At 42.4% G+C, this 25,023-nt stretch carries 15 protein-coding genes; 6 read left to right on the top strand and 9 right to left on the bottom strand.

What is annotated here, in order from left to right:
- Positions 1-1,696: calcium-binding protein (locus tag ABF638_RS27005; RefSeq protein ID WP_435025970.1), on the top strand; the 1,696-nt coding region annotated here is incomplete at its 5' end.
- 97 nt (positions 1,697-1,793) lie between these two features.
- Here the strand turns inward: ABF638_RS27005 and ABF638_RS27010 are convergent.
- Positions 1,794-3,899 carry an acylase gene (locus ABF638_RS27010; RefSeq protein ID WP_435025971.1) on the bottom strand — a complete coding sequence of 702 codons (2,106 nt, stop codon included), beginning with the start codon at positions 3,897-3,899 and terminating at the stop codon, positions 1,794-1,796.
- 434 nt (positions 3,900-4,333) lie between these two features.
- Between ABF638_RS27010 and ABF638_RS27015 the strand changes: the two genes are divergently transcribed.
- From ABF638_RS27015 to ABF638_RS27030, 4 genes are all read left to right on the top strand, one after another.
- Positions 4,334-5,365 carry a FecCD family ABC transporter permease gene (locus ABF638_RS27015; protein ID WP_435025972.1) on the top strand — a complete coding sequence of 344 codons (1,032 nt, stop codon included), beginning with the start codon at positions 4,334-4,336 and terminating at the stop codon, positions 5,363-5,365.
- Positions 5,362-6,402: a FecCD family ABC transporter permease gene (locus ABF638_RS27020; RefSeq protein WP_435025973.1), complete on the top strand. Its 1,041-nt coding sequence runs from the start codon at positions 5,362-5,364 to the stop codon at positions 6,400-6,402. Before ABF638_RS27015 ends, ABF638_RS27020 begins: the two co-directional genes overlap by 4 nt.
- Positions 6,403-6,545: 143 nt before the next feature.
- On the top strand, positions 6,546-7,388 hold the full coding sequence (locus tag ABF638_RS27025; RefSeq protein WP_435025985.1) for an ABC transporter ATP-binding protein: 843 nt from the start codon (positions 6,546-6,548) through the stop codon (positions 7,386-7,388).
- A gap of 64 nt (positions 7,389-7,452) precedes the next feature.
- Entirely contained in the window at positions 7,453-9,273 is a 1,821-nt protein-coding gene (locus tag ABF638_RS27030; RefSeq protein WP_435025974.1) for an ABC transporter ATP-binding protein, read from the top strand.
- A gap of 110 nt (positions 9,274-9,383) precedes the next feature.
- Here the strand turns inward: ABF638_RS27030 and ABF638_RS27035 are convergent, their stop codons facing one another.
- From ABF638_RS27035 to ABF638_RS27060, 6 genes are all read right to left on the bottom strand, one after another.
- Positions 9,384-9,761 (bottom strand): DUF1636 family protein, encoded by a 378-nt coding sequence (locus tag ABF638_RS27035; RefSeq protein ID WP_435025975.1) that lies wholly within the window; start codon positions 9,759-9,761, stop codon positions 9,384-9,386.
- Positions 9,762-9,764: 3 nt separating this feature from the next.
- Entirely contained in the window at positions 9,765-10,745 is a 981-nt protein-coding gene (locus ABF638_RS27040) for an ABC transporter substrate-binding protein (RefSeq protein ID WP_435025976.1), read from the bottom strand.
- A gap of 51 nt (positions 10,746-10,796) precedes the next feature.
- Complete coding sequence (locus ABF638_RS27045; protein WP_435025977.1) at positions 10,797-11,750, bottom strand: ABC transporter substrate-binding protein; 954 nt, start codon at positions 11,748-11,750, stop codon at positions 10,797-10,799.
- Between the two features lie 13 nt (positions 11,751-11,763).
- A complete protein-coding gene (locus tag ABF638_RS27050) occupies positions 11,764-14,385 on the bottom strand; it encodes a TonB-dependent siderophore receptor (RefSeq protein WP_435025979.1) in 2,622 nt (873 codons plus the stop codon).
- Between the two features lie 100 nt (positions 14,386-14,485).
- Positions 14,486-15,484, bottom strand: a complete 999-nt coding sequence (locus ABF638_RS27055; RefSeq protein ID WP_435025980.1) for a helix-turn-helix transcriptional regulator — start codon at positions 15,482-15,484, stop codon at positions 14,486-14,488.
- A 315-nt stretch (positions 15,485-15,799) separates the two neighbouring features.
- Positions 15,800-17,062, bottom strand: coding sequence for an ATP-binding protein (locus ABF638_RS27060; RefSeq protein WP_435025981.1), 1,263 nt, complete (start codon positions 17,060-17,062; stop codon positions 15,800-15,802).
- A gap of 347 nt (positions 17,063-17,409) precedes the next feature.
- On the opposite strand from ABF638_RS27060, the gene ABF638_RS27065 reads away from it, so the two are divergent.
- Entirely contained in the window at positions 17,410-17,940 is a 531-nt protein-coding gene (locus ABF638_RS27065) for a DM13 domain-containing protein (protein WP_435025982.1), read from the top strand.
- Positions 17,941-17,975: 35 nt separating this feature from the next.
- Here ABF638_RS27065 and ABF638_RS27070 read toward each other — a convergent pair whose 3' ends face one another.
- Complete coding sequence (locus ABF638_RS27070) at positions 17,976-20,390, bottom strand: single-stranded-DNA-specific exonuclease RecJ (protein WP_435025983.1); 2,415 nt, start codon at positions 20,388-20,390, stop codon at positions 17,976-17,978.
- Between the two features lie 351 nt (positions 20,391-20,741).
- Positions 20,742-24,407 carry a DUF4912 domain-containing protein gene (locus ABF638_RS27075; protein WP_435025984.1) on the bottom strand — a complete coding sequence of 1,222 codons (3,666 nt, stop codon included), beginning with the start codon at positions 24,405-24,407 and terminating at the stop codon, positions 20,742-20,744.
- Positions 24,408-25,023 lie beyond the last annotated feature (616 nt).

Below are 25,023 nucleotides of genomic sequence, written 5' to 3' on the forward strand. Positions count from 1 at the left end.
CACCCTCAACGGTGGTGCTGGTAACGATACCTTAAATGCTAGCGGTTCAACAGGCAATAACCTGCTTTCTGGGGGTGATGGTAATGATTCTCTCTCCATCTCTGGCTACTACAAATACACTCCCTACGAAGACCCGTATGAACCCCGCAACCTCTCCTCTACATACGACTCTCGCTCATCTGGCAAGAACACCCTCAACGGTGGTGCTGGTAACGATACCTTAAATGCTAGCGGTTCAACAGGCAATAACCTGCTTTCTGGGGGCGATGGTAATGATTCTCTTATTGGTGGTACGGGGAATGATACCCTTTTTGGTGGTAGAGGGAATGACTCTCTCGACGGTGGTAGTGGTAACGATAATTTAAATGTTGACTCTTCACCAGGCAATAACCTGCTCTCTGGTGGTGATGGCAATGATACTCTCTCGGCATTAGGTGACTACTATGGCGATGTGGTGTCTGGTAATAACAGTCTTAAAGGTGGCGCTGGTAATGATAGCTTGAGTGCTGACGGTTCAGCAGGCAATAACCTACTGGATGGTGGCAATGGCAATGATTATCTCTCCGTCTCTGGTGGCTACTATGATCCTGAAGTGTCTGGTAATAACACCCTCAAGGGTGGCGCTGGTAACGATACCTTAAATGCTTTCTTTTCAACAGGCAATAACTTACTGGATGGTGGCGATGACAAAGATAATCTTTCCGTCAATCTTGCCAGTGGTAATAACACCCTCAACGGTGGTGCTGGTGACGATTACTTGAGTGCTAATATTTCAACAGGGAATAACCTGCTTTCTGGTGGGGATGGCAATGATTCTCTCTTTGCCTCTGAGTTCGAGGGCTACAGGTTTGATAACACCAGTGGTAATAACACCCTCAACGGTGGTGCTGGTAAAGATTACTTGAATGTTAACTATTCACGAGGTGCTAATCTGCTCTCTGGTGGCGATGGCAATGATACTCTCTCCGGCTCTAGCTATGGCTACGGCTTCGGAGGATCTTTTTATAACACCACTGGCAATAACACCCTTAACGGTGGTGCTGGTGACGATAACTTGAATGTTGACTATTCATCAGGCAATAATCTACTCTCTGGAGACAGTGGCAATGATTATCTATCCGCCTCTGGTTACCAATACGATAAGGACGGCAACGACGGCGAAGGAGTTTATCGCAGAGCATCAGGCAATAACACCCTTAATGGTGGTGCTGGTGGCGATAAGTTAATTGTTGATTACTCAACAGGCAAGAACCTCCTGTTTGGGGGTGATGGCAATGATACTCTCTCCGCTTACGGTGCATTAGGCAATAACACTCTTAATGGTGGTTCTGGAAATGACTACCTCACAGGTGGTTTTGGCAATGACACCCTCTATGGAGGAGATGGTATTGATACATTTGCCTTCAATAGTTACAAGCAAGGTGTTGATCGTCTTTATGACTTCAACGCTACTAATGAACTGATTCAGGTATCGGCTACTGGTTTTGGTGGTGGGTTATCAATACCTTCACTTTCGGCTAGTCAGTTTACCCTTGGAACGTCTGCAACGACAAGCAATCAACGATTTATCTATGACAATATTACAGGTTCACTGTACTTTGACCAAGATGGTAGTGCGGGTGGATTTGCTCAGGTAAAATTTGCACAATTATCTGCTGGATTGTCACTAACCAAAAACAATTTTGTGGTTGTTTAATCGTAATTAGCACCAGCCCTTGCCCTGCTTCGTTCCCAGCCTCCAGGCTGGGAACGAGGCAACACAGGACTTTTGGTTTATCTTAGTGCCATTCACCTCAGAATATTTTACGTTCTTCTAGATGAGCAAGAATATCTGAGCGATCGCGCCACACAGTCCGTAACTTTTTGTTGGCGAACATCTGTAACTGGTCGCTAATGTGCCGCGATCCGGGTTGAGTTGCATTACCATAGCTGGTGAGTGCCATTGCCCGTATAGGGTTGGAAAATTCAATTGCAGCCACATAGGAATCACCTCCAAATGCTTGGAACTGACCGTTTGCTCCAGGAGCAGAATTCAGTACCCGAAAAATTCCCAGGCTATCATCCCCACCATTACCAGGCAAATCCACATCACCCAACCGTAGCCGAAAAACCTGGCCCCACGGTACATCAATTGCCCCATAAGTCTTTTCTACCTCTGCTGCGGCTGCTTGCAGAGTTGCAACTGCACTTTCAGGATTAGCTAAACCATCGGGTGTGGTGCGTGGAGAATTTTCATTCCAGGGTTTACTAAATGTCTTATCTAAGTCCATCTGGTGTACCCAAAAGGCAAATAATACTGCTCCTCGACTATCTGCATCAGCTTGCCGATCCCAGGCTTCTAAGACATTCGCTGCTTTTTGCCCTAAGTCCTGACCATACTTGCGTGCAGCCGGAATTAAATCATCCAAAATCCGATCAGCTAGTTCCATACGGGTAGAGTGCTTGTATGCAACCATTTCATCAAAAGAGATTTTGTCATCCTCAGCCAACATCCTTACAGAACGTTGGGAGCGGAAACCCATGAAACGAGGTGCCATGTAAGGCGGGTAATTCTCTGCTTTAATGGCGGTTGGAAATGTAGTTGTCCAAGGTGGATCGTTTGTATTTTGCAACCAGCCACTCTTCGGGTCAACTATGCGTGGTAAATCTTTGTAAGGATGAATTTTTGTCCACAAGGTTTTAGATGTATTTCCTGGGATTATGCCTTCCCAGTATTCAAAATCACCACTAGACCGCACTGGAACTTGACCGTTGAATAGGTGCATAATATGCCCTTCTCGATCCGCATACATCACCGTAAACATTGGCAATTGCAAGCGCTGGAGCGTTTTTTCAAACTGGTTAAGGTTTTTTGCTCGTGCCATATCCCACCACTGCTGTAGTACACCTGGCCGATCAAGACCTGCAACTCTTAGCGCTACGGCTTTACCATTTTTCTCGGCTACTATAGGCCCGTGGACAGAACTTTTTACTACTAATGGTTGCTCTTGTAAGGAGCCATCTTTCTGCTTCACCTTCAAGGAGAGGGTTTTTGTCTGAAAGTTACGAACTTTGTCATCAAACCGGTATCCATTACCTGCCAGTGTGAGTTCATAAATATCCCAACCATCATAAGTATTAACAGTGTGAGTCCAACCTAAGTTGTTGTTGAATGCGATCGCTAATACGGGAATACCTACAAGTGTTGCTCCATAAGCATCTATTCCGGGAGCGGTGATTTGGGCTTCATACCACAAAAATAAATCTGACCAAGGTAGGTGTGGGTTCGCTAGCAACATAGCATTCCCATCGGCAGAATGACTTGGTGCGATCGCCCAACCATTAGATCCTGCTTGCAACTTTTCTTTGCTCAGACCTAATACTTGCTCAGGATTGACCACAAAAGTGAAATTGAGTACCCGATGTAAGTGAGCCATGACATCTTCTGCCTTGACTGGTAACACCAACTCAACTTGATCATCAATTAAGTTAGGATTTTGTTTTGCATAAGCATTGATCCCAGTAGCAAAAGCATCGAGATAACTACGAAAAGTTGGACTCTGTGCCTTGTACCAAGAACGAGCGCGTTCTGGTACTCCCGTAGTTTGTACCCAACGATCTGATTCGAGGTATTCCTCTCCCCAATATTCCGCCGCGCGTCCTCGTGCTTGACCATAGAGACGCAAAAGTAAATCTCCATGACTTTGCATTTGTGCCCAACCAAAGGCATAAAATGCACTCTGGTCATCTTTGCCGTAAATATGCGGCACACCGTATGTATCCCATAATATCTCTGTGGATTTTGTTGGTACAGCCACAGCGCGGCTTCCGACAAACAAAACCAGTATCAAGCTGAGTATTAAGGGTAAAACGCGTATTGATTTTCTTTTGTAAACTCTGAGTAAAGTATCAATCCTCATTAACACCACCATTTACAGATGTAACGCCTGGGGATTAGGGATTGGGGGTTGGGGAATGGGCATTGAAAAAAGGCTGAGGGGCGGGGTGCTGCTCTTGCTGAGGGGAAAACTTTTCTCCCTTTCTCCCTGCTCCCTTGCTTCTTCCCCAGTCCCCAGTCCCCATTCCCCAATCCCCTCTCAACACACAAGTGACTTTGACAAAGCAGATTTAAGCCGATCTCACAATACCACTTTATTGAGAAAATATATCAAAACTGTAATGACATCCCTTATTCCGTTTAAAAAATGGAAAAAGGCTGCATGATCATGTAATCTATATATTTATCAAGAAAGATTATCAATTTTAATGATTAAAAAGCTGTTAAATATTGAGAGTGCCTATTGAAAAGAACTAACCAGCAGAGCGTAATAGTTTCAAATGACGGCAGGATCAAATGATAAAAGCAACTACACTCTCACCTAAAGAATTGAAAAAGCCACCCATTACAGCCTTCTTTGGTCTAGTTTTGGGACTATGTATGCTACTAATTTGCTTGGTGTACAGTGTGACGCTAGGTGCAGCAGAAATACCTCTAGGTAAGATTTTGACATCTTTTCTAGCCTTTGATGGTTCTTATGATCACTTAGTTATTCAGACTGTGAGATTACCGCGATCGCTAATTGCTATCCTTGTAGGTTCATCTCTGGCTGTATCGGGAGCATTGATGCAGGGTTTAACGCGAAACCCCTTAGCAGATCCAGGTATTTTGGGTATTGAATCGGGAGCCGCTCTTTTTGTCGTTGTCGCAACTTTTATTTTTGGTAGCTCATCCCTAAATGTTTATGCTCTTGCGGCATTTCTGGGTGCGGGAGTAATAGCGGTGTTAGTTTACATCCTTGGCTCTCTGGGACGAGGAGGAGCCACCCCACTGAATCTGACAGTAGCAGGAGCGGCGTTAACTGCTCTGATTTCTTCCTTTACCACCGGTATCCTCATTGTCAGTCAACAAACACTCGAAGAAGTGAGATTTTGGTTAGCTGGTTCATTATCTGGTCGAGATTTTAATTTATTCTTACAACTACTGCCTTTCGTTGGCATCGGATTAGTAGTGGCTTTTGCCCTCGGCAGACAAATTACCACTATGAGTTTAGGTGAAGATGTCGCCAAAGGCTTGGGTCAACAGACAGCTTGGATCAAAATATTTACCGCTATCAGCGTAGTTTTACTAGCAGGAAGTTCCGTCGCTCTTGCAGGGCCAATCGGCTTCATTGGTTTAGTTGTTCCCCATATAGTGAGATTTTATATTAAAGCCGATTATCGTTGGATATTACCTTATTGTGCAGTTTTAGGTGCTATTTTACTCTTGGTCGCAGATATTGCCGCGCGTGTATTGCTCAAACCACAGGAGTTACCTGTAGGTGTAATGACAGCAATAGTTGGCGCTCCTTTTTTTGTCTACTTGGCTAAGTCGAAGGTGAAAAAATGAGTTTTGATTGGCTAGTCATTCGTTCCCAAGCGATATCTTTCCGAATTGACCGACGTGTACCAATCATATTGCTATGTTTGGCAGTAGCGATCGCAGTGGCGATGGTAATCAATATAGGGCGTGGTGAATATCCAATCTCGCCTTTAGATATCGTGAAAACTATATTAGGTTTAGATACAGGAAACCCAGACCATCAGTTCGTGATTCAGAGTCTGCGTCTACCCCGCACCCTTGTAGCTTTTATGGTGGGAATGGCGTTGGCAATTTCTGGCACTATTTTCCAAGGACTGACACGCAATCCATTGGCTGACCCAGGTATTATCGGCATCAATGCTGGGGCTAGTCTGGCGGCAGTTACAGTAATTGTACTATTTCCCTCAGCACCAATTTACACCTTGCCTTTGTCGGCTTTTGCTGGTGCATTGCTGATGGCGATTTTAATTTACTCGCTGGCTTGGAATAACGGTAGTTCTCCGATTCTATTAATTTTAATGGGTGTTGGTTTATCTGCGATCGCCAGTGCCATAACCAGCCTAATGATTACCTTTGGCGAAATTAATGACGTTAGTAATGCTTTGGTTTGGTTAGCTGGGAGCGTCTACGGCCGGACTTGGGAGCAAGTCTTTTCTCTGTTACCTTGGTTAATTGTTTTTGTCCCAATGGCTTTGACACTAGCAAGACATTTGAACGCTTTAAATTTAGGAGATGATGTCGCCAAAAGTTTAGGTAGTCAAGTGGAATGGCAACGTGGTTTACTCGTGCTGGTGGGTGTAGCCTTAGCAGGTGCAGGAGTCGCCACCGCCGGAAATATTGGTTTTATTGGTTTAATCGCACCTCATTTAGGACGACAGTTGGTAGGTGGAACCCATGAAGGCTTGATTCCTACTTCCGCACTCTTGGGAGGAGTGATTGTTGTAATGGCAGACTTGCTAGGAAGAACCCTGTTTGCACCTATCGAACTTCCTTGTGGGGTCGTAACTGCTGCTATTGGCGCTCCTTATTTTCTTTATTTATTAATTCGTAACCGCAAAAAATAAGAAACTGGGGATTGGAGGAGATGTGGTTTGACTTTGCTCACCAACCAAGAGATGAGGAGATGGGGGACGCAAATAAAAACAAGTGACAAATGACAAATGACAAATGACAAATGACAAATGATAAATCTAAAATGGTTTCACTTATGAAAGGACTCTCAACCAAAAGTCTGTCTTTAGCTTACGATGGTGCGCTGATTATCCGTGACCTAAATTTAGCAATCCCCACCGGAAAAATTAGTGGTTTAGTTGGCGCTAATGGTTGTGGTAAATCAACATTATTACGAGGTCTGGCAAGATTACTTAAACCCCGTGGCGGTACGGTCTATCTTGATGGAACATCTATTTTTAATCTTTCCACCAAAGAAGTAGCACAGCAGTTAGGTATTTTGCCCCAAGGGCCAGTAGCACCGGAAGGTTTAACAGTGCGAGATTTGGTAGCACAAGGACGTTATCCTTATCAAAATTGGTTGCAGCAGTGGTCAGCAAAAGATGAAAAAATCGTGCAGCAAGCACTAGAAATTACAGATTTGTTGAAATTAGCAGATAGAGCATTAGATACTTTGTCTGGTGGACAACGACAAAGAGCTTGGATTGCAATGGCGTTGGCGCAAGATACAGATATTTTACTTTTGGATGAACCGACCACTTTTTTAGATTTGGCGCATCAGATCGAGATTTTGGATTTATTGTATGAGTTGAACCAAAATCAGGGACGGACAATTGTGATGGTGCTACATGATTTAAATCAGGCGTGTCGTTATGCTGATTATTTAGTTGCAGTCAAAGATGGTCGAATTTTTGCTGCTGGAGAACCAAAGCTAGTGATGACTCAAGAAATGGTTCAGGAGGTTTTTGGGTTGGAGTGCCGGATTATTCCTGACCCAGTAGTAGAGACGCCGATGTGTGTACCGATAGGACGCAAGGGAAAAGCAAATAATAAATTTTCTGCAATGACTGATTCGATTTCGACTCAAGACATTGCTTAAAAATATACTTTCTAGTGCAGATTATTTTAACTCACATTCACCTAACTACAAACAACAAATAGTCGTGACAATCACATCACAATCTCCTAGAGTATCTAAAAATCGTAGTAATTCAGCCCATCCTTTACAACGTTTGCTCAACTATGGCAGCCAATATCGTCAACAAATTTGGCAAGCAACAACATTTTCGATCATCAATACGCTTTTAGACTTAGCACCACCGTGGTTGATTGGTACTGCGGTAGATATTCTCGTAAAGCAGCAAGATTCTCTAATTGCAAAGTGGGGAATAAAAGATGTATTTTCGCAATTTTTATTGCTTTCTTTTGTCACTGTCATTATTTGGATATTTGAATCACTTTCTCAGTACGCCTATGATAGAATTTGGCGTAGTCTAGCTCAAAATATCCAGCATAGTTTACGCTTAGATACTTACAATCATGTCCAAGAATTAGATTCAGCTTACTTTGAAGAAAGCAGCACTGGTCGTTTGATGTCAATTTTGAATGATGATATCAATCAGCTAGAAGATTTTTTAAATTTTGGAGCTAATGACATCATCCAGATTAGCACTTCACTCATTATTTTAACTGTTGGTGCCTTCTTTGTTTTACCTCCTTCCATTACCCTAGCAGTAATGTTGCCCATGCCATTTATTGTTTGGGGTTCCTTTACTTATCAAAAGCGTCTAGAAGCCCGTTATGCTGAGGTGCGGGAAAAGGTAAGTTTTTTGAATTCACGATTGGCAAATAATCTTAGTGGAATTAACACAATTAAAAGTTTCACCGCTGAAGATTATGAAAGCGCTAGATTGGCGGGAGATAGCGAAGCATATAGAAAAAGTAACACCAAAGCAATTAAACTTTCTGCCGCATTTGTGCCCTTAATTAGAATGCTAGTTTTAGTAGGGTTTACAGCCTTATTATTTTGGGGAGGAATGGCGGCATATAATGGTCAAATATCTATTGGTAATTATAGTGTTTTACTCGTTTTAGTACAGAGATTATTGTGGCCATTAGTCACATTAGGAGAAATATTCGACAAATATCAAAGGTCAATGGCTTCTGCCAATCGGATTATGGATTTATTAGATGCTCCTATAAATATTATTAGAGGAAATATATCTTTAAATGTTGCTCAGGTACGTGGTGAAATTGACTTTAAGCAAGTAACTTTTGCTTATCTAAATAGAGAACCAGTAATTAAAAAGCTATCTTTACATATTCCCTATAGCAAAACTATTGCTATTGTTGGGTCTACAGGTTCCGGGAAAAGTACCTTAGTTAAATTACTACTGCGATTTTATGATATTTCTTCTGGAACAATTACTATTGATGGTATTGATATCCAAAAATTAAACTTACGTGATTTGCGTCGCAGTATTGGTTTGGTTAGCCAAGACGTATTCTTATTTCATGGTACGATTGCTGAAAATATCGCCTATGGTACTTTTGATGCTACCGATGAACAAATAATTGCAGCTGCGAAAATTGCCGAAGCTGATGATTTTATTATCCGCCTACCCCAAGGTTATGAGACAATAGTCGGTGAACGGGGTCAAAAATTATCTGGTGGACAACGCCAAAGAATTGCGATCGCTAGGGCCGTTTTAAAGAATCCACCAATTTTGATTTTAGATGAAGCCACCTCAGCAGTGGATAATGAAACTGAAGCTGCTATTCAGCGTTCTTTGGAACGCATTACTGCTAATCGAACGACAATAGCCATAGCTCATCGTCTTTCCACTATCCGCAATGCTGATTGTATTTATGTGATGGAATATGGAGAATTCGTTGAGTCGGGAACACACGAAAAATTGTTGGAGAAGAATGGGATTTATGCTGGTTTGTGGAACGTGCAATCGGGAATGAAAAATCTTGGTTAGTAGGGAAATGAATTAGATTAGTGGCGATCGCAATCCTCTGAAAGTAGCGGGTAAGTGTGATTCCTAATGACCCGATAATTTAGAGTCAAATCGAACATATTTTACCAAAGCTATGATTTTACAGGCGGAATTTGCGCGAAAATCTTAGACTGCAAAAGTTCGGGAAATTTTTCCCAAACTACACCGCCTTTACGACTCTTGATATACAGTTGCATAAATTTTATTAACGCTGCTGAACTTTCTTCTGGGGAAAGATTAACAAATAGATAGGTGGGTTTCTCGTGGCTAGATACAGATACAACACAGCCTTGACTGCAAGCCCAAAGACATCCAACAGGCTGAATTTCTAGTTCGTCAGGATGGAATTGTTCACTACATAAACTATTTAGTTTGTCAAGTAAAATATTGCCATCAAAAGGCGGATTTTCTGGTCGTTTTTCAGATGAACGGTGGCAGGCTTTGCAGACGAATAGCGTGTGTTTAGTCATGGGTTAAGGTGTGTTAACTAGGTATTTAAATAAATCATCAATTACGGCATCAGCCGCAAGCAGATTTGACTCTCTCCAGGTTGATAATTTTACTAAGTAAACATGATTTTTTTGAACGGCTTTAAGCGTCTTCCATAGTGGTTTTTGTTTGAGTTCTTTCAATGATTTTTCATCATCATCTTCATAAATTCCTATAAATATAATATCACCGTCTATCTGCGATAGTTCTTCTTCAGGAATAAAAAGGTATCCCTTTGGAGTAAAAACATCTTGTCCTTTTGTGCGTTGCAATCCCACATCATTTAGTATTGAGCCAGCAAATACATTTTTAAGTTCACTAATAAATATAGAGCTATTACTAGTTTGCAGATAGACATAAGAAAATTTTTTATTTTGATAGCGATCGCCCAAAGCAACTTTCAGTTCTTGAACTCGCTGATAATAGTGATTCCATGCCTGCTGATAAGCATCTTCTCTGCCTAACACTTTAGCAACAAAGCTAAAATGTTCCTTCCACTGACGGGGGCCTTCCCAACCAGTTTGTACAGTTGGGGCAATTTTTGATAATAGAGGATAAATACTTTGATCGTCACTCAAATTTATAATTAAATCAGGTTTGAGTTTCAATATTTCCTCTAAATTGGGTTGAGTGACATCTCCCACCGATTCGATCCCATCTATCTTGTCTTCAAGATGCTTAGGAAAATCACTTTCCTGATATTCAGTTGTACTTCCAATGGGTTTAACGCCAAGACTAAGTAAGTTGCCCAAGGTAGCTGGATGCAAGGTGATAATCCGTTGAGGATTTTGAGGAACGCAACTTTCTCCTATTAAATGTGGAATCATCCGACAGTCAGTAGTCTGAGATAATTCATCTAAATTACTTACATTCTGAGTTAAGTTTTGATTGCAAGCGGAAAAAAGAAAAGTTGTTAGGCTAGCAAGTATAAATATGATTATTGCATTACTTACTTTCTTCATCATAAAAATAGTAGCTGGATTTACAGATGAATATGATGTGTTTGGGGATTTGAGTTAATGAGCGTTGACGAGGTATTTAAATAAGTCATCAATAACTGCATCAGTTCCCAGCATATTTGTTGCAGCCCATGCCATATAATCAACATAATAAACGTGATGCTCTTGAACAGCTTTAAGTTTTTTCCAAAGTGGTTCCTGTTGTTTTTTTGCCAGAAATTTATTGCCATTTTTTGAAAAAGTTGTCACAAATAAAATATCGCCATCAGCTTTTTTTAATTCCTCTAAGGAAATAGGAAAAGCTCCATAGGTTGAATCGATATTTTGTGAGGCTGGACGCTGCAAAAGCGCATCACTGATAATGGAGCCAGTAAATGAGTTTTTGGAATCAATGTATATCTGCTCACGCCCAACAGTTACAAAGGATATTTTTTTGCCTTGATAGCGAGTTCCTAATGCTAGTTTTAGCTTTTCTATTCGCTGATAGTAGCGATCCCAAAGTGCTTTTTCAGCATCTTGCTTCCCCAAGGATTCAGCTACAAAACTCAGATGTTTTTGCCAGCTTATGTAATCAATCTCACCTAATACTGTAGGAGCAATTTTAGATAGTAAAGGATAAATTGGCTTGAACCAATCTACACCAATAATTAAATCTGGTTTGAGTCGTAACGTTGCTTCTAAATTTGGTTGTGAAAGTCCAAGTAATTTTATTCCCTCCGTTTCACCATTAATGGATGTCAGAGAGTTTCCCTCTATGTAAACTTCGTTAGTTGTCCCGATGGGTTTAACCCCAAGTGCAAGGACATTGCCTAAAGTACATGATGATAAGGTAATAACACGCTGGGGGTTAACGGGAACACAGGTTTCCCCCATTGTGTGTTTAACCATGCGACATTCTGCGGTTGGTTGTTTAGGTAATGATGATGTATTGTCATGTGCATGATGATTGCAAGCTGTCAGCAGAGTAAATCCGAAGATTCCTAATATTAACCACCAGAAAAAATGTCGCATGATTATCTCATTATTAAAACTGCCAGGAAACTGTACCTTGCACTGTAAAAGGTTGTCCATAGCCAACACGACCGCCAAAATATCCAATTTCAAAATAATCTACGTCAAATAAATTATTGAAGTTGAGTCCGACTTTAAGTCTGTCTCTTTTATAGAAAATAGCAGCATCAGTCCTCAGATAACTTGGGATATCGTAAGTATTTTGTAGATTTCCAGGGCGATCGCCTACAAAAAATAACCCTAAACCAAATCCTAACCCTTGTAAATCACCTTTTTGAATTTCGTAGGTTGTCCATAGATTGAAAGAATGATCTGGGACACTTTCTAATCGGCTGCCAACGTCAAACGTAGTATCCTTAGTAATACGGGCATCCGTATAGGCATAGCCGGCAGAAATATTCCATCCCGGCAAAATTTCGCCCGACAAACTCAGTTCAACCCCTCTGCTGTTCTGCTCACCCGTTTGGATTTGAAAATCTTGATTATTGGGGTCAGTTACCAAAACATTGGTACGTGTCAAATCATACAAAGCCAAGGTTGCGGAAAGTCGGTCATTTAAATCTGCCTTCACCCCAACCTCAAACTGCCGTCCCCTTTCTGGTTCAAAAAGAGTATCCAAATTAGCGCCAAACAGAAATGTGCCTCTTGCGGGAGTAAATGAACTGATATAGCTGGCATAGAGCGAAACAGGGGGGATGGGTTGATAGACAATACCAAACCGAGGACTTAAGGCGCTATTTGACTGGCTACTTTCTGTATTAGCAATAAAGTCTTGAGAATTTTGCCTAAACCCATCAAACCGCGCACCCAACAGCAACTTCAAGTTTTCTATGAGGGTGATCTGATCTTGAAGATAAATTCCGAATGAGTCTGTTGTTGCTTCGTTCCTGGCTTCAAATGTAAACAGACCACTGCTGGGTTGACCATAAATAGGGTTGAATATATCAATGGGGGCAGCATCACCAGATGCAGTTCTTGGTACTGCACCTATAGACCGATTCAAATCAACCCCAAATAGAAGCTGATGTTGAATTGAACCTGTGGAAAATTTGCCCACAACATTTGTTGTGAGCGTAAAGCTTGTGAATTCATTCTCATAGATTGAGAATGAACGACTTATTGTGCGGTTGTCTGCATCCAAAATGTCAGGTCTGGTTTCTGTGGAATATAAACTACGAAAACCATACCGAAACGCATTGGTTAAAGACCAATTGTCGTTAAATTTATGTTCTAGTTGATACCCAGCTCTTACTGTTGTTCCATCTACGTTATCAGTCGGTTCAGTCAAGTTGCGATTACGGGGGATTTTACCATTAGGGTTGGGAAATATCGTGCCAATAGTCGGCACACCAAATCCTTTGCCAGAGTCTCTAGTCTCGATGTAGTCTGCACTTAAAGTCAGGTTAGTTCTCTCGCCAATTGCCACACTGATCACAGGCGATAAGCTCAAGCTTTCACTACTATAAGAATCGATAAAACTACCTGAATTTCTGTAGGCTGTATTGAGACGATACAATACGGTTTTTGAGTCATTTAACGGCCCAGAAAGATCAACCGCACCTCTGTAGAAACTATAGCTGCCAACGGTGGCATCAACAGCATAAAAAGGGTCACGTAAAGGACGCTTCGTGACAATGTTGATGCTTCCCCCCGGACTACCCAAGCCAAATAGCACGGATGCGGGTCCTTTCACGACTTCGATTTGTTCAACATTGGCAAGTTCAACCGAATCTCCAACGCCAGGATCGGGTAATCCATCCCTAAGCAAGCTATTGTCCGATACGCCAAATCCGCGAATTTTATAGTAAACTGCTGGACCAGCGTTAAATTCTGGGATGACACCTGCAACATTTCTGAGGGCATCATCTAAGCGGTTAATTTGTTGGTCACGTAACACTTGTTGTGGTACTATCTGAATCGATTGGGGAATATCACGCAAAGGTGTATCTGTTCTTGTCCCAGTCGTAGTATTTGTTACGCGATACCCATCTTGCTCTCCTGTCACCACCAACTCAATTGGCTCATCCTGTTCTACTGTTGGTGTTTCCGGTTGTGTCTCACTTGTCGGCTGCTCTGTTGTCGGTGGCTGTAGTGCTGTTGGTGTCTCAGTCACAACTACGCCGAAAATTAAACCCTCATTACTATCAAATAGCTCAACCGTTGGCGAACTCGCTTCACCTGTCACTGTAATTCGGATAGTATTTGCATCGATATTAGTTACAGTCACTACCGTAATTCCAGTAGCAGGATTTTCTTGACGGAACTCACTACCAGATGCCAAATTTAACTGAGCATTGGGAATATCTGCAATAAAATTATTCCCTTCACTCTTAATTACAGGCTGCAACTTATCTGAACCTGTATTCTCTAAAATTACTTCTAGTTCCTTGTCTGTTGGCCTTAGCTTTACACCCGTTACCTGAATTATCCCTTGGGCAAGCCACTGATTAACCGTAGTCGCTGGGCGCTCAATTTCATTTAAACGAGGAATTTTCTGATTACTTTTAGCCGTAGTTGCCACAGGAGACGTATTTGGATCAGAATTAGTAAAACTTGCTTCTGCCCCAGCTGGCAAGGCAATCAATCCCAAGATGGAGCCAAGCATCCACACTTTCAGCCAGCAATAATTTGACATCAATGCTCACACCATTAATAAGAATCAGTTTCAATAAAATACCGTGAAACTCGATGTGGCAGAAGACTCATCCGATAGGTAGACGGAATTTTTTCGATAGCTAAACGGAATTTTTTCGCAGTTTTTGGTATTCCTTGGGGTTCATGCCAAACTGTTTGCGGAATGCAGCCGCAAACGGACTGCGACTGTTGTAACCCATTGCATGAGCAATTTCGGTAATTTTCATCTCTCCTGTATCTAGCAGTTGTCTTGCTTGTTCAAGTTTGTAGTGACGCAGATAGCCAAATACTGTTGTTCCAAAACACGAACGAAAGCCGCGTTTAAGGGTGCATTCATTTAAACCAACTCGTCGCGCTAATTCGTTCAAAGATAGTGGATTGTCCAGCCGTTGCATTAGAATTTCCCTAGCGTTGTGAATTCTATCTACTACATCTGGTTGCAGAGGCTCAATATTGCTTTTGCCGTCACAAATTTCAATCTCTTGCCCTAGCAGCATTCCCATCAGTTCCAGCACCTTACCTTCTAAGTACATCCGTTTGGCAATTCCCCGATAGGGACAATGCAAAATTTGCTGTGCTACTCTCTGCATGGGTAGGGTTGCGGCTCCACAGCGATGGTACTTCAGCTGATCATAGGGTCGAATTAAGTGCTGTAACTCTTTTGGTAATTCCCCTTCACTATCGCCAGTAAAAGAACACAGTAACTCAGGCTGCACTGTAAATTCCACCTCAAGGAATGGCTGTTCGTGATAAGTTTCGGATTTTATTTTAGGAGTTAAACCACTGCCGTGGAAAATATACTGTCCGCCACAGATGGATGTATATTGATCTTCGTGTCCCCCGGTAAAATGGAAGTGGTAATGTAGCGAATGTTCGGTTTCTGGGCATTCAAAAATTGTGCGATCGCACAATCGCAAGTCACCAATGCATAGATCCAATCCTGGACGCAGTTGGATTTCCCGCCAGTAGCCCTTTCCCAGTAGCTTTGGGTAATTGTAGATCAGATCCAACCCATCATCGGGGTCTGGATGTTGGGAACTATCAACCTTTCCCTGATGGAGTAACTCATCGAAGGCTTGGTTGGAGATGGAGATGGTCATAGTTAATACCACTGAAATTAAAGTAAAATTTATAACAAAAATTTATACAAAAGGACTAAACCTAAGTCAAATTTACTTGGAGATAAATAAGAAATATTTCTAATATTGTTGCATAAAATTACTAGTACAATTACCTTAACCTCTCACTGATGGTCGTGGAGTGTCTCGCAAAGAAGCCTCATCTAATACCAATTCAATTAATGATTGCAACACATCCTTGGGTAAAGACGCGATTCATCGCGTCTCTACAAATGGTCTATTTGTCGCATTCTTTTTTAATTAGTATAAATTACTACCTTTTTTCTGCTGTCTCCTTCACAAAACTACCGATAATTGGACACTCACCGTAGTTCCTATTAAGAGGTCAGAAGAGATTAACAGTTTCCCACCATGAGCATTGACGATGCGTTTGGTAATAGCAAGTCCTAGCCCAGTGCCACAAGGTTTTGTAGAGAAGAATGGTTGAGAAAGTTTAGTGATAACTTCTGATGGAATTGGCTCACCGCCATTGTGGATATTAATGTAAACTTTATCTATATGCAAATCCACTTTCCATTTAACGATATCTCCTGGTGCGATCGCTTCGCAAGCATTACGGACAATATTGATAAATACTTGTTTAAGTTTGTCCTTATCTCCCAAAATTTTTACTGTAGGTGACGCCGGAATAAATTCAATTTGTCGTTCCAGAGCTTCTGGCATTTCACGAATGCATACAAGCAAGTCATGAATGAATTCATTCACATCTAATTCACAAAGTTGTAACACTTGGGGCTTGGCGTAGAGCAAAATTTCGCTTAATAGACGTTCTAAACGACTAGCTTCGCTCAGTGCCAAAGTTAATCGTTCTTGAGCAGATTCAGTCAGAATGGTTTTTCGGAAATACTTCAATCCCATGAGCATTGTAGTCAAAGGATTACGAATTTCATGCACAATAATGGCAGCAAATTCACCAATTGCTGCTAGTCGTTCTTGTTCTAAAAGTTTGGCTTGGGCTGCTTGTAATTCTGCGGTGCGTTTTTCTACCTCAGCCTCTAGAATATGATTAAATTGGCACTGTTGTTGATAGAGATGATAGTTGTCAATTGCTGTTGCAGCTCGTTCAGCAAACAATTCCACTATTTGGATGTCTTCTTTTGTAAAATCACGTGATTGATGATTAAAAGAACAGATAGTACCAATCACTTCATTTTCAGCAGTCCGCAATGGTATGCCTAAATATGCACAATAACCTTCTGGAGCCTGTCCATATTCTGGGTATTTTTGAGCATCTTCCACTGCTAATGAGTGACCAATTTTGATCACAGTGCCAGTTAGTAAACCATGTAGTGAATAAACATGTTCGCCTTCACCCATTTCGAGACTACTGGCTAAAACAGTTTCAAAGCCCTCTTGGCAAAAAGTAACAACTGTCCAATCAACTCCAATGAGTTCGCTGACTCCGCAGGCAATATTGTGCAAATAGCTACTGAGTTCGCCAGTTCGATAGTTCAAAGAAGATAAACGTGCTATGATTTGCCGCTCACGCTGCCAATTTTGGTTGTGCAACAACATTTCGTCATCACTGGTTTTGCTCATGGATGCCTATTGCATGGGTTTTGAAGGAGGCTGCGAGGTGCAAAGAAAGATTTTAGATATATATGCTATTTACATACAACAAAATTGTATAATTTTACTTAACTAAATGTAAAATTATACAACAATTTAATAACTAGAAATGCAGCCCAGGAACGATTCAAAGGATTCAAGACTTGAAAGTTTAGATTTTGCTGAGAAATCCATAAGATTTTTTTAAACAAAATCTCAGCTTTCTAGATATTAATCCTTAGATATGCATAATTTTTAGACTAATTATTCAAGCAATAATTGGTTCAAAGTTCAACTCAAAAGCTATATTGTTGATTAATTATTGAGGTATTTGAATCATGAAATTCAGAATTTTATTAATCCTAAGTTTTTCTTCTATTGTCATGGTTAGCTGTACTCCAGAAGTATCAAGTAATCAATCTAAGAAAAGTGCGATCGCTGTGAATACATCTGTTCCTACATCTTCAACTCCGGCGAAGTCTTTAGCCTCTTCAGCACAATCTCAAAGGTCAACTGCTACCAAGTCAGGCACTTTTGTTTCTGGAGAACATCCAACGCAGGGAAAAGTCAATATTACAACCAAAGACGGTAAATCATTTCTAGAGCTTGAGCAGTCATTTAAAACCTCTGAATCAGGCCCGGATTTAGTAGTAATTTTACATCGTTCAGATAATGTAATTGGTTCAACTAAGCCACCAGCTTATTCTTTAAAAAATGGAGATTATATCATTATTGCTCCATTAAAAAAATATAGTGGCGCTCAAACATATTCTATTCCTGATAATATCAATTTAGCAGATTACAAATCTGCCGCTATCTGGTGTCGCAAGTTCAATGCTACTTTTGGTGCTGCTAATTTGAGTAGTTGAAGAATTCAGAATTCAAAATAACTAATTTGACCTACTTAATTATCGTAGCTGGCGATCGCAATAATAGTAGATAAAGGCACTTCAGCAAAATACTGTTGCTGAAATTGTTCTTCTCGGACAGCAGCTAAAAATCGTGCAACGGCTGCGTCGGTAAGGTTTTCGGCACTATCGCTTGGATGCCAGGTGATTTGCAAAGAACGGTCTTGTCGTGTAACTGTAAACCCTAAATATTTTAAAGCTTTGATTCCGACAAGTAAGGTTTGGTCGCTGATGCCGATTTTCTCTAAAAGTTGTACGCGGGTAACTAGTTGATTTGTGCGACTGAGATATTTGGCAATTCCTACAAGAGTTAGCCAAATTTGATTGGGTGGTTGGTGCTTGGGTTTAGACCAAGCGATCGCTAATTGTTGCTGATTGTCATCCCCAGATCCAGAGCGGCTTGTCATTAAACATCGCCGCAACCACATACGTAAATCATCCCAATTAGTGGGACAATCTTCAATAATCAGTGGTGAGTGCTGAGTGGTGAGTGCTGAGTGTTCCTGATTCCGTAAGTCTAGGATGAAGGGTGTTAGCAATAGCGGGGCGTTGAGTGCTGAGTTAACAGAAGAACGCACAGCAATTAATCTGATTTCATAACGTTTTTTGAAGGTGTTGTAGTCTAATTCTGCTATGCAATCACACCTTCCTATGGGCAATTCATCTTTGTAGTGTCCCCACCATATACCAGGAAAAGCACTTCTGCTGGAATCATCCCGAATGTCAAACTCAGTTTTAATGTACTGTACCTTTTTTCCTTGCCAATCCTGCTGATTGCGATGCCAAGAATTTTCAAACCAACAGTTTTGAATTAGCAATTTCGGAACGGGATTACCCATTCCACAAGGTTCTAGCAGTTTCAGTTCCAAAAATAACTCTTTCCCCAAGTCTGCGACTGTCACCGTCAAGTCTGCTTGCACGGTTGGTGTTAGGGTTGTGCTACCTAAAGTTTGCCGCAACTGCTGATTAATCGCCGCTGTAAATAAAGGAATATTTTCCACCAACAAACTCAAACCCGCTGCAAAGGGATGTCCCCCAAAGCGGTGTAACAAATGTGCTTGGTCTTTCACCAGTTGGTATAAATCGACAGAATTCACCGAACGAGCGGAACCCCTTGCAAGCAGAGGGGCAGAGGGGCGGAGGGGCAGAGGAGAAGAATTGCTCCCCTGCTCCTCTGCTCCCCTGCTCCCCTGCTCCCCTGCTCCTTCCGTGCTTAACAAAATCGTTGGGCGACCTGTTTCTTGTGCTACCTGTCCGGCGACTAAACCCAATACACCCGCAGGCCATTGGGCATCTTCTAAGACTATGACGCTGGTAGTTGATAAGTCTAATTGGGTGAGTTTTTGCGCCACTTGTGCTTGCACATCTTTTTGTAAAGATTTGCGGCGGGTGTTGGCGAGTTCTGTAACTTCGGCTAGTTCGTTACAACGTTTGGCATCGCGGCTAGTTAATAATTCAACGCAGAAACTAGCATCACCTTGAATGCGGCTAACGGCGTTAATTCTTGGCCCCAAACCAAAGGAAATATCTGTGGGGCGATCGCCATTTTTCTGGCACAATTCTAATAATCGCCCTACCCCTGGACGCCGCCGCGCTGCTGGTGGCTGTTTAAAATCTTCTTGCAGTCGTTGAATTCCCGTCTGTGCCAAGTAGCGGCAATCTCCACTTAACTGCACTAAGTCGGCAATTAATCCAACTGCAACTAAATCTAATAAATCCTCTAACGGATATTTTGCAACATTAGGCAGGGTTTGATACAGTGCTTCCACCAACTTATAAGCTACCGCCACCCCAGAAAGATTAAATAACTGATGTTCCTTTGGTAAATAGCGGGGATTGATAATTGCTGCGACGGGTGGGCGTTCAGTAGGTAGTGTGTGATGGTCTGTAACTATTACATCTATACCTAACTGTTTGGCATAGATAATTTCCTCAAGGTTTGTACTACCTGTGTCACAAGTAACTATTAATTTACAACCTTGTTTTGCTAAGTTATCAATCCCTTGTTCATTAAGTCCGTGGGATTCTTTCAGGCGATTGGGAATGTAGTAAATTAACTGAGTATTTTGAGCGAAAAACTGCCCCAATCCGTCCCAAAGTACAGATGTGGCGGTAATGCCATCGGCATCGAAGTCTCCCCAGATGGCAATTATTTCTTTAGTATTGCGTGCTAGTTGCAAGCGTGCGATCGCCAGCTGCATTTCTTGCCCAAACTCAAAGGGACTCTTTGGTTGATAAGCTTTATGGTTGATAAAAGCTGTTAATTGTTGATTATCTTTAATTCCTCTTTGCCACAACAATTGCGCTGCATACAGTCCACTTGATGCAGGTGTATACTGTTTCACCGCTTGGATAAACCACTCTGGTGGTTGTTCACTTGCAGATATAGTCCACTGCTGTTGTTCTGGCATATAAATAAAGTTAGGAGTTAGGAGTTAAAACTCTCAAAATTGAAGAAGAATTCAGAAGTCAGAATTCAGGAGCAAAGCCGGAGACTCCGAAATTCCGGTCAGAATCAAGACGCTCGTTCGCCCTTGGCGTGCCGTAGGCAAGACTCGCTTGCCGCCGGCGCTATCTGTTGGGGATTCAGACCGGCGCAGGAATTGAAGACCACCAAATTTTCAATTTGGTGGGGGTGCAAAAACGCCGATTATTCAGACGCTCCTGCGTCGCTAACGCTGCGCTATCCGCCAGTCGTACAGAAAACATTGCTGAATTCTGACTCCTGACTCCTGAATTCTGTTCGATAACTCAGGGTAATGTTAGCTTTCAGAAGTTTCCTGGGAGAACCTCTTATGGATAGTTCTTGTGGATTCTCCATCAGCAGCTACCGTTATGAGATAGTCCATTAAACCATCTGAGAAGGGGAGACGTAAGTGGAAAGTACCATCGGGTTTGATTTTGATGGAATGACCACCAATGTTTACGCTTGTATTTGGTTGGGTTGCTCCGTGAATAATCAACTCAGCATCGGCCACAAACCAAAAATCTCCGTGGGGATGACTGAAGACACGAACGTTAGGTGAACGGGCTATGAGTAACCAGCGATCGCCATCAGCGATATAGCCAATTTCAACCATGTAGTCGCGATCGCTGACGGGAATTGCCACAAAGCGATCGCGTGCTACCTCTTCACATTCATACTGCTGTACAAGCTGGGGACTTTGATAACTCAAGTCAATTCCAGTCACATCGTAAAGCCGCACTACCAATTGGGAACCACCCTGTTGATGCAGCACTTCCTTCTGAGCCTGGGAAATGTACCAAGAGACATAAGCCCATTTGGGAGTGCGGGGTGTGAGGGCAATATTGCTCTCTTCTTCACTGCTCTCTTCTTCGCTGATCTGTTCTTCTACATCTACCAAGTCAATAGCTGTTTCGCTTGTTAACGCTACATCTTCAACGGTGGGATCTGTTGTGGGATCTGGATGGACAGGACTGAAAACACGAACGATCGCTGACTGGGCGATGAATAACCAGCAATCGCCATCAGCGACATAGCCAATTTCAGCTATGTAATCGCGATCGCTGATGGGAATTTCCACAAAGCGATCGTGTGCTGTCTCTTCACATTCATACTGCTGGACAAACTCAGGACTTTGATAACTCAGGTCTATCCCAGTGACATCATACAGCCGCACTACCAATTGAGAGCCGCCCTGTTGTTGCAGCGCTACTTTCTTGGTTTCGGAAATCTCCCAAGAGACTTCAGCCCATTGAGAAGTGCGGGGTGTGAGTACAATACTGCTCTCTTCTTCACTGCTGTTTTCTTCACCGATCTCTTCTTGGACATCTACCAAGTCAATATCTGTTTCATCTGCAATTGCTACATCTTCAACGATGGGATCTGGATAGATCGGACTGAAGACACGAACAATGGCTGAACGGGCAATGAATAACCAGCGATCGCCATCAGCGGCATAGCCAATTTCAGCTATGTAGTTGCGATCGGTGACGGGAATATCCACCAGACCGTCGTCTGCTGTCTCTTCACATTCATACTGCTTTACAAGTTGAGGACTTTGATAACTCAGGTCAATGCCAGTCACATCGTAAAGCCGCACTACCAATTGATAGCCGCCTTGTTGCCGTAGCGCTGCTTTCTTAGCTTCGGAAATCTCCCAAGAGACATAAGCCAATGTATAAGTATGTGGTGTGAGCACAATATTGCTCTCTTCATCTGCATCTACCAAACCAATACCTGTTTCGGCTGCAATTGGCTCATTGTCAACCGTAGTATCAGTTTCTCCTTGGGCATCTGATCCCAAAGTGGTAGCCCAGGCTCCCATCCCTGCACCTGCTGCTAAAGCCGCAGCGGTGGCAAAGTCTGTGGAGTCAGCTTCAGCCACACCTTCCCCAACAGTCGGTTCTGCTGGAGACGTTTCTTCTGGGAAATCGATAGTGGGTTCGGCTGCGTCCGCCACCACATTCAATACATCTCCTGGAAATGGAAATTCTGGCAAATTTAGCAGTGAGGATGTGTCTACTGCTGACGGTTCCACATCATCTGCGACATCGGCTGCCACTTCCCCAGACTCCGGTAAGGGAAATTCATCTACTGAGTCTTCAGTTGAGGTAATACTATCTAGCCAGTTTAATTCTGCCTGAAGTTCCTCATCTATCTGATCTTCACTAACTTCTGTGTCCCAATATGCAAAATTAGATGTTACTTCTGGCACATCTGGTAATTCTGGAAGTGGGGCTGTTACCTCAGATGAAGGCAGTTCTACATCAGATACTTCTTCTGGAATATTACCCAGATGAGGATATGGAGTATTAACTACCGCAGCTGGGGCTTCTATGTCCCATGCAACTTCATCAGACTCAGGATTGCTGGCCTCAGTATAATTGTCTAGCTCAATTGTCTCATCAAGCGGGACTATTTCTGTTTCTTTGTTGGTAAAGGCAGACCAGGTAGCCGCCCCGATGCCCGTTGCTAGAGCCGCACCACCAGTTAAAGCTGCGGCTCCCAAGTTGTTATTTTGCGATCCATTAGTGACACCTGAAGTTGTGCCTTCATAGAGGTTAGAGGTGCCATTAGTTGCCTCTTGGACTAAATTTGATGTCCCCTGAGTAGCATTTTGGGTCAGGTCAGATTGTGTTTGAGCATAGATGTTGAAAGGAGTGCGATCGGGGGTTTCTTGCTCTTGGAATTGCGGTACTGGCTGCTCCTCAAGCATCGCTCCATTCAGGGAGGAAACTGTGCTCGATGCCAGCACAGTTGTTTCTCCATCCTCTGTGTTGGGTGGATGAGGATTTGATTCTGGTAAGTTGTCTGTTTTCTCTGTGGGTAATGAGCGTTTTCCCAGAGTCCACCATAGTAAGGCTCCAGCTACACCCAGAAAAAAGACAGGTAGTAGCAACCAAATTGGTGTTTCTTTGTTGACAATTGGACTGTTTTGTGCGGGAGCAGCCGCCACAAAGGGCTGTTCGCCAAATACAGAAGCACTGGCACTAGGGGAAGGCGTAGCCGCTGGTGTTGTCTCGGCACTGGGGGAAGCAGCTACAGCAGGTTGTAATACCCTGGTTGCGATCGCCTCTGCTTCAACAGTCCTAGCTTGTTCTATAGCCTGTTGTCCTGGGGGTGCTAGGGTAAAGCCGAGAAAATCTGCTGTGTTTAAGCTGGGATTTTTTTTGTAAACGTAAACTAAAGGTTGCGAGAAGGGATATCTAGCATCATCTGGCAAGGCTTGATGTAATTGCAGAACTCGCACATCTTTCAACTTCGATACCTGATTAGCTAACACATAGCTAATGCCATCTTTGCCTAGTTCTTTGATGACTTCTGCGGTATCATCCTCAGTTAGTTGGGTAGCATTGGCTCCTGTCGCAAACTCAGCAGTCTTAAAGGCTGGATAGGTACGAAAAGTATTGCGAGTTTCACTCGTATTAGGGTGATCGATTAACCTAATCTTCCCTGAAGGCCCTCCCAGTTGTGACCAATTTGTAATTTGTCCCCGGAAAATCCGGGCAAATTGCCTACTAGTCAAGCTTCCTTTGAAAGGATTATCTGCACCAACGACGATCGCAATCTTTTCACGGCGCAAGCGAACTTGCTCTAGTCCTTGGGCTTTTTCTGCTGGCGTCAATCCACGCCCCATTGCTACTATGTCAAGTTTGCCATCTAGCAAATCTTTCAGTGCCGTATCAGTGCCGTTAGCAGCAACTTCAACTTTTGTGCCGGCAAACTGTTTTTCAAAACTTTCTTTCAGGCTTTGGTTGATTGCACCCAAGCTATTTGAACCGTCAATCCGCACTATTGATCCATTCTGCACTGTTTGCGGCAGTGCAAAAGAGGGAGTTTCAGGTGTAGATTGTGCCAGCACGGGTTCTGATACCATCAGAGTTGCTGCCATTGGGGTCGTAGCTAAGGCAACCCATAATACCAGCCTGACTATCGAAGTATCTTTTTTTTCTTGTTGCCACATATGCCCCTTATTAAAGTAAAAATAGAAAGCCTACCAGTCCTAAATCGCGATCTTTTTAAGGATGATGAAGGAGACGCGCTAATTATACATCTGAGTTATCTTTAGTTCTAATTACTTCAGTTTACTTGTGCTAGTTTATACTTCGCTGTAACTTGCATAGCATGATAATTTATACTCTAATTGCTAAAGTCTGTTTACTATAAATTCTTCTAAGTTATATTGCAACTTATACCAAGTTGGTAGCTTATGGCCACAATTATGAATTATTGAATTACTAAAACTGGTAAAGTGTAGCAAATTCAATATTTTTTAACAATATTATTTTCAGTAGTGCTGAGTTCTGAGTATCCTCTTGTCTTAAATAAGTACTCATTCAGGACTTACGCAAACAAAAGCCGAAATACCCTGCGGGTTTGCTGAAAGCGTTCTCGTAAGTGTAGCCGTTTCTCTACGAGAGGCTGCGCTAACGCGTAGCTTGCTTCTTTGCAGGAGTATGTGTCTACATGAATTGCCCCAGAGCGCCTATAGTTTTAGGAAAGAACAAATATGAATGTTTTGAAAAACCACATCTGCCGTAGGGGCAATTCATGAATTGCCCCTACGGCGTTGATCTACT

The organism is Nostoc sp. CALU 1950 (assembly GCF_051172895.1).
Classification (GTDB): domain Bacteria; phylum Cyanobacteriota; class Cyanobacteriia; order Cyanobacteriales; family Nostocaceae; genus Nostoc; species Nostoc edaphicum_A.